Below are 7,824 nucleotides of genomic sequence, written 5' to 3' on the forward strand. Positions count from 1 at the left end.
GGATGACGTTTATAATTAGCGAAGCTATATCGGAAACTTTGTGTCAGTGTTCATTATTTTTAGCAGAATTGTGGAGAAAATTTACAATTAGCTTTGTGTTGCTTCACATCTTTACTATTTTTCTAAAAGCAACACTTGAATTCAAAAACAAAAATCAGTAATTGACGTACTCCCTAGAAAATGATTAGGCTCTTAAATTTCGAAATATTCTACAAACCTTTAGCTGTTTCGGGTTGATGGGAAGTAGTAGTATTTTACAATAACCCGATTCATTCATGTTAAGCTTAAATTAGTTATATTTAACACTAATTAGTGTAGCCTACACTAGGTAAATATTCAATTGATATGTGGTAAAAAATAAATGAAACTATTTTGGCTCTCAATTTATTTAGTCACTTGAGGCTCATGGTTCGTATATTTCAAAGGGGGTTCATGAGATGAAGTGTTAGATTAATAATTGAGAAAATCACGTATCCTCTCAATAACTAGGGGTAAATGCGGGGAACGTCTTCACAATTGAGCCTAAAATGACCGCAATTTCGCGTATCTCCCCGAATTATTGAAAAGATACAAAATCAGGATCTGTGTAATATTTCGTAGTTCAAGATCAAAAGATAGACAGAGGTGGTCAAACTAGCTACATCGGTTCCGCCCCTAAAACCATGAGCTTCAACAAATCAAAACTTGCTATCCAATAAACAGGGATTCCGACCACCCGCTAAAATCAAGTGAAATAGGGTGAAATAATGCCCCTTACTTTACTACTATACGAAAAAGGGCTTCCTTTTTGCTTTACCACGAAAATTTAGGCAGATCTGATCTTCAATTATTAATCGAACACCCTCGCCCAGTGATTAAAGGTCTCCTCATAAAACGTTTCTCCGTTATGTTGGTAGTAATTAGCGTGGTGGTACCGGAGTGTCTGTAACCAGTTTGCGCTGGCTGTTCTGTTGGACGTTAGGCGTACTTGTCAGAGTTGGGGTTGTAGCAGCGGGTGCTATTTTAGTAGTAGGTTTCATAGTTGGCGTTGCAGAGACATAGGGTGCGCTTGTCGCAGTAGCGTCCCCATTGCCTATAACGGCTACATTGAAAATGACTGCTAGTAAGAAACCAAGCACAAGGAACATTGCAAACATAGCCGCGATGGTGGCTAAAATTGCAGGTCTGCTTTTTCTTGCCGCGTTGGTACGTTGTCTGTATTGGGTAATGGGTGGGGGTATGAAGCTCTGGGCTAATATTTGTTGCCGTTCCTTCTCTAGTAGAGAATTGGAAAGGAAAGGATTGTCTCTGCTAATAGGTATTGTTTTATCATACTCTTCATCACTGGCTGCTGCACTCATTTTAGTAGCGTCAAGTAAAGTGCCACACCTTACACAATATACTGCGTCCGAATAATTGTAAGAACCGCAACCATTACAGGCAAGAGAGCTTGCTTTTATTGTTTTTATTGTATAGTCGGCAGTTTCTGCCGTAGCCACGCACTCGGTTGTAAGGTTTGTTTCAAAGAATAGAGCTTTATCAAGACTGCTCACCGTCAGCTTTACGGCAAGAGCGCCAAGCTTTAGCGGCTTCATTGGGAAGATGCACGGTATAGAATCTTTTTGCGGGATTAGCGTTACCCGCTCCTCGCTTTTTTCAAGTTCAAAATCTTTACTGCTAACCCTAACTATTAATTCTACGGGTAACACCTGACCCGCTGCGTCCCTGAGATACTCTATTTCTACTTTGCCCGGTGTAACGACTTGCTCCGGCTTGATGCCGAAAGCCTCTTGCTTTTCAATATTGGACAAGTATTCCCGCAAGCCTTGAGAGGTTTCGGTACTCAGCATTGCCAGTATATGAACCCGCTCGCCCACTTCTACTTCGGAAGGTAGGGCGGCATCCAGATGTCTGGTTTCTGTTACGGTGGCGGTGGGCAGCGGTGGTGGTTGTGCCGCTTTCTTGACGCGCACCTCTTTGATTACTTCCAGCAGGTCAAGCCCAACCTGACACAACACCCGCTCTCGCTTTGTTTTTCTGCCTAGATAATCGGGTAATAATTGACCCTTTTTCTGATTGACTTCTTTGGGCAAGACACTCAGCTTTTCAAGCGATGTTTCCCACCATAGGCAATCCTTGAGGATTACAGGAATTATCCGCAGCGTACCACCATCCACCAGCCCTTTGATAAGTTCAGTGTAAAAGAACTCGTCATCCAGAAATTCCGGGCTAACGATAAGAACAAGTAGGTCAGATTGATGCGCTTTCTCTAAAATCAACTTTTTTACTTGCGCCATATCCGAGAATAGCTGAAGTTCGGGCCAAACTGAAATCTCGCCTTGCCTGAGGAGGGGTGACAAGAATAGAAGAAGTTCATCCCGGATGGGTTGGTCTTCAGGCGCACAGATTAAAATTGAAGAGACAATTGCTGACATTAGAGAGTTCCTATAATTATTGAAATAAATCTACAGTGAACCTGCTAGGGCTTTTGCCGTAAATGCAGTACCACCCTGTGAATACCCTCCGCCACTTTTAGAAACGCCTTGTCACGATTACTCCACTCGGTAACGGACTTCGGTCGCTTCTTGCTGTCAATTGGTAACATCTCAAACTTTTCAAGCTCAGAGCCTTTGAGAAAGGTAGGGCGCAATAGCACGACCAGTACATATACCTTGCCTTCTTTCTCCCGTTCCAGTACCGGTAGGAGTTCTTTCTCATAAATGTATCTGGATGCATTAAAATCTGCACTGACCAGAAACAGGACGATTTCGGCGTTATCCCTATTAGCTAAAATTTCTTTTTCCCACTGCTGTCCCGGTAATATTTGACCATCGTGCCAAGTGGAAATTAAACCCTGCCGCTTGAGTTCTATCAGCACTTTTTCCATTTGGTCACGCAAAGCTTTATCTTCATGTGAGTATGAGATGAACATCTTGAAGGCTTTGTTTTGATTTTGTTCTGTCATTTTTTCTGATTATCCTGAAATGTCCCTCTATACACTTCGGGGCAGTTTCAGATTGAAACTTTATTCCCTAACTGCTACTGACCACGGCATTTTTCCTACTGCTAATCCTGGTTTCTAATCAAGAGAGTTAAACCCTATAGACCTTCAGCACCTCGTCCCCGTAGTGATTGATGACTTTCACCGCGATTTTGCCGCTGGCAGGGCGCTCGAATGGGCGACTGGTGGTGGAGTAGAGCGATGACCATGCGGCTTCGTCCACCTCTGCTTTGAGCGCACGTTTTAGCTTTTCGTAGGGTTGGTCGGCTCCGGTGAAGTAGGCATGCCGCACAAAGAAGCTTTCTTCGTTATAGGCGGTATCTATGAACCAGCAGGCGATTTTGTCGGTGGGACTGGAGCGGATTTCGCCGGTGGTGGGGTTGTAGATGTCCAACCCTTGAAGGGTGACTACCAGTTTCCCTTCCGCGTCTTTGTCGATTTTGATGTCAGGCTCGCCAAAGACCATAAAGAGGTTGCCAGCGCCCGTTTTCTTGAGTAGGTCTTCTCCGATTAGCAGGTCGGGGTTCATTCGCACTAGCAGCACCGGGAGTTTGCCGTATTGTTTGCGCTCTTCGGCGATAGCGAAGTTTTTGCCCGTAGCCTCTGGAGCGGGGCTGAATTCGCGGACTGTTTCGCTGGCGTAAGGGTCGAAAGCAAAGCCGCATACCAGCAGCAGGTCGAAGCCTGCGCCTTTGAGAGCTTCACGGGCTGCCCCTTTGATTTGCTCCGACCCGACTGTGCCATGTTGAGAGCCGATTGAGACAGCGACACGGTGGGTAGAGCCATCCGGTTCGGTGTATTCCCCGTGGAGGTGCAGCCACTCTCCGGCGAAGGGTTCAAGCAAGTCGAATTTGAGACGCTCGGTTTTGACGGTGTTCTGGACACCGGCTTTTTTGAGATTGTCCAGCACCATGGTGAGGAAGTCGCCCCCGCTCTGCTGCTTCTGACCGTCCTGCTCGGTAGCGGGGCGTTCTTCGTCTGCGCTGATTACGCGATGGGGGGAGAGGCTTTCAACGGTGAAGGGTCCGCTGACTCGGATGCGTTTGTTATCCTCGTAGGGCTGGTCGTAGAGCAATTCAACTTCGGCGTTGCGCGAAATAGAAGCGTCTATCTCTTGCTGACGCTGACGGCGGAGTTGCCACCATTGTTCGTGCGCTTTCAGGGCTTGCTCATTCCAGCTTTTGTCCGGCTCGCGTGGTATCTGCCACTCTTCCCAATTGTGGTGGAGCAGGGAGTTGAGTTGCTGGCGCAGCGCTTCAAGCCTTTCCTGATATTTGGCATGGATGGTGTCAATTTCTTGGTTGTTGGCAATGGCTTTCAGTTTGATGTGGGATACGCGCTTGTAAACAAAACCCTTCCTGATGTCGCCAGAGGTGGGATAGCCTGGAGGGGTGCGCCCGGTGACTTCGGATTCTTTTTTAATTCCTTCAGCAGTATCGGAGAGCAGGAAGTAAGGAAAGCGGGCAGCCATGAGGCGGGTGCGGGCAAGGGCGAGAGATACCCGGCTGGTATCGCAGGTAATCCAACGCCTCCCCCATTGCTCAGCGACATAGGCGGTAGTGCCGCTGCCACAGGTGGGATCAATTACCAAATCTCCGGGGTCGGTGGTCATTAGTAGGCAACGTTCAATGACTGAGGTTGCGGTTTGAACTACATATGACTTTTCTATTCCACTCTTAGTATTTTCCCAACGCTCGTGAATAGGAATTATTGGAAAATCATCCTCAAACCTTTTATACATTATAATTGTTCCAAGCTTTGCGACTCTCCCACACTTAGCGAGTTGATACATGCCATGAAGAGCGGTTTTCCAATGTGTTCCGGGTTTACATTTATAAGTTGTCCCCTCAAAAATAAAGTCAGATTCAGATTGAGTCTCTCCAGAGGAATAAATAACATCCAACTTGTACCGTTTTGCCCCAATTGGTATCTCACCAGTTTCAAGTTCATTTGGTGTAAGTCTTCTAATGCTTCTATCTATTTCTTCAAGGTAATCATACCTATCAAGGGATGTATGACCGACCTTCCTTTCAGTATAAAGTTGCCTATACTTTATTTGTGAAGAATTCTTGCCATACCAAAGAAGGTAATCAACAGTAGTAGGTAAGGTATTACTATATTTTCCACCACTAGTTTGAAATGATATTGTGGTAATATAATTCTCACTCCCAAAAACTTCATCCAGTAAGCAGCGTACCAGATGCACGTTCTCATCGCCGATTTGCACAAAGATACTACCGCTTTCGGTTAGCAACTCCTGTGCTACCACCAGTCGGTCACGCAGATAGGCAAGGTAGCTATGGATACCCAACTTCCATGTGTCGCGGAAGGCTTTAATTTGCTCAGGTTGGCGGGTTAAATCCTCCGCTTTACCGTCTTTTACGTCACGCTTGCGGGTACTCGCCTGCCAATTTGAACCGAACTTGATACCGTAGGGTGGGTCAAGGTAAATCATCTGTACCTTGCCCTTCAGTCCCTCTTTCTCCGCCAGCGAAGCCATCACCAACAGCGAGTCGCCCAAAATCATCCGGTTAGACCAGTGCTGCTCATGCTGGTAGAAATCCACCAAATCCTCGAAGTTTTCTATCCCGTTGAAGTCGGAGAATAGCGATAACTGCTGAGGCACTTCCTTACGCGCTTCCGCTCTCAAATCCTCGATTATAGCCTGCGGATGAATTTTCTCCTGAATGTAGATTGGTACGGCAGGCACTTCGAGCGCGGCGGCATCCTGTTCATCCTTGCCCTTCCACACCAACTGCGGGTCAAGCGAAGGGTCGCGAGGGTAGAGCAGCGTCTTCGGCTTCTGCTCTTCCTCAGCCACAAACTCCTGCAACTCGTTAGTGGGTATATTCACCCGCATATCCTTGTGCTTGAGCGCGTCAACGGGGGTGGGGTTATTCTGCTTGTTGTTCTTCGGTGGCATTCTGTACCTCTTGCAATTTGTGAATAATGGGAATAAAAAGTAAGCGTAACGTAAGCCACCAAACATATTCTACTTCTGTGTTAAAAAACCTTTCGTAGTCCAGCAGCCCATGCGCAAATAGATTTCTTAAATTTGAACCTGCATGTTCTGTTAATAAACCCCTTAATTCAAAAACTATATCCTCTCCAAGTATTTCTGTAAGCTCTGACATCCTCAAGGTTTTATTGATGTCGTATTCATTTTGAATACCTTCATTTTCAAAGGTGGAGGTAATTTTTCCAGTCCGGTATAGCAAATACCGAATGGAGTTTTCCAATTGGGGAATTAATATATGAGCGGCAGTGAGGAAGTCTCCAATCAGCCCTTCATATAAGCCTTTAGCGTATAGTTGTTCTCTGCCAGGCGGAATCAAGGGATTATTGAAAACAATCGGATAAAAATCTTGTATGCGCACATTGTGCTCTAAATCAATTTGATAACGCATTGGATCAATGGTTGAGGCAACCTTAAGAGAGCGGTTGTATATAGAATTTCGATACATATTTGCTGTAATTGCAGCCTCAACCTCTTCGGGGTCATTTGATAGTATCCCAGGCGCTTTAGCGACTGTTTTACCTTTTTCGTTTATTATTGTGGTTGTAATTATATGAAGCAGTGGCGCTTGTTCGGATAAATCTAGGACCTGTTGCCTTAAAGCATTTTTTGATTCACTCTTGGATGCTGTTGCGAGTGCTAATAAAGCTTCAAATAAAGGTTTACCCCGCACAAAGTTTTGGGCATTTTCAACGAAATCTGTGATATCAATGGGATCTGTCGAGATACGAGGTAGCCCTTCAACTGATTTTTCTTGATATTCAAGGATTTTCTTGTGGATTTCATCCTGTCGCGATTTGGCATTTGGAATTTTTGTATATGCCTCATAAGCTTGTTGTAAATGAAAAATAGCAACGGGATAATTTCTTTCGGAAGAGTCAGCCTCAGAAGGGACAATATTTAAAGATTCCAAGCCCTCATTAAAATGAGTTTCGGCAGAATTAATCGATGCCTCTTTTGCTTTTTCAGAATTTTTTTCTTTCCGGTAAAGCTGTTCTAAAATATCCCAAAAATGTCTGGCACGTCTCCAATCTTTTTGATTTTCATTTTCCTTAGCATACCTCTCAACAAGGGGGATATATTTAACTGGAGCAACTTTATTGTTTTTAGTTAGTAGCTCAAACATTTTAATGGTTAAAAAAGAAGGGTCTTGACCGTCATATTTTGCGAGTACATTTTCTATATGGCTAATAACTTTATCAACTAAAGGCTTTGAGTTAATTTTTAAGGCTAACTGTAGTGCTCGTTCTATTCTATCAGCACTTTGTGACCAGTCTTCCGGGTGTTCAAGAAGTGTACCCGATTCCAGATAGGACTCAACAGCCAAACCAGCCATTCGAAAATCTTTCTTTCGAAGCCAAATAACATCAGCGGTTCTTGCTCTTAAATCGGCATCTTGAATATCCTTAGCAGTTTGAGCTAATAATGCCAACTCTTCTTCCGTGAAATCTTCAGGCATTGCTGTTCGTCCAGTTGACCCTTCATATTTAGCTACATAAGGTTGTTCAGGTATATCCAACCTCATAAGGTGAAAATCAGTGAGCGCTCCAAGTAACCTAAATACAGCACTGGCGATAAGCAAGCCATTTGATTTAGCTTCCTCGGATTTAGCAAAAAAAGGAGAAGAATAGTAATCACAGTTTCGCTCACTGAGTTGACTAATGACTGACTCAATATCTACCTGATTGAATTCATCGGGAGTAATTGCTATATCAATGATAGTCATATTATTCCTTCTCTAACTTAAACACTGATCGAATGGTATTCTCAGCGTCCCAAGGGTCGGTAATCTCGATAAAAGCCCAACGTCCGTACCCACCGTGATTAT

The 7,824-nt window shown here is 44.5% G+C and carries 4 protein-coding genes; all 4 read right to left on the reverse strand.

Annotated elements, in window-relative coordinates; all coding sequences use genetic code 11:
- Nucleotides 1-899 precede the first annotated feature (899 nt).
- Nucleotides 900-2,414, reverse strand: a complete 1,515-nt coding sequence (locus WCK19_RS17875) for a Ran-binding zinc finger domain-containing protein (RefSeq protein ID WP_342398765.1) — start codon at nucleotides 2,412-2,414, stop codon at nucleotides 900-902.
- A 44-nt stretch (nucleotides 2,415-2,458) separates the two neighbouring features.
- Nucleotides 2,459-2,944, reverse strand: coding sequence for a toll/interleukin-1 receptor domain-containing protein (locus WCK19_RS17880; RefSeq protein ID WP_342398766.1), 486 nt, complete (start codon nucleotides 2,942-2,944; stop codon nucleotides 2,459-2,461).
- A gap of 127 nt (nucleotides 2,945-3,071) precedes the next feature.
- Nucleotides 3,072-5,903, reverse strand: a complete 2,832-nt coding sequence (locus WCK19_RS17885; RefSeq protein WP_342398767.1) for a site-specific DNA-methyltransferase — start codon at nucleotides 5,901-5,903, stop codon at nucleotides 3,072-3,074.
- Nucleotides 5,875-7,722: a DUF4209 domain-containing protein gene (locus tag WCK19_RS17890; protein ID WP_342398768.1), complete on the reverse strand. Its 1,848-nt coding sequence runs from the start codon at nucleotides 7,720-7,722 to the stop codon at nucleotides 5,875-5,877. Before WCK19_RS17890 ends, WCK19_RS17885 begins: the two co-directional genes overlap by 29 nt.
- Between the last annotated feature and the right edge of the window lie 102 nt (nucleotides 7,723-7,824).

The organism is Candidatus Chlorohelix sp. (assembly GCF_037138995.1).
GTDB lineage: Bacteria > Chloroflexota > Chloroflexia > Chloroheliales > Chloroheliaceae > Chlorohelix.

Coding starts and splice junctions, on each gene's coding strand:
- WCK19_RS17890 (WP_342398768.1), bottom strand. CDS start 7,722: ATGACTATCATTGATATAGCAATTACTCCCGATGAATTCAATCAGGTA.
- WCK19_RS17875 (WP_342398765.1), bottom strand. CDS start 2,414: ATGTCAGCAATTGTCTCTTCAATTTTAATCTGTGCGCCTGAAGACCAA.
- WCK19_RS17885 (WP_342398767.1), bottom strand. CDS start 5,903: ATGCCACCGAAGAACAACAAGCAGAATAACCCCACCCCCGTTGACGCG.
- WCK19_RS17880 (WP_342398766.1), bottom strand. CDS start 2,944: ATGACAGAACAAAATCAAAACAAAGCCTTCAAGATGTTCATCTCATAC.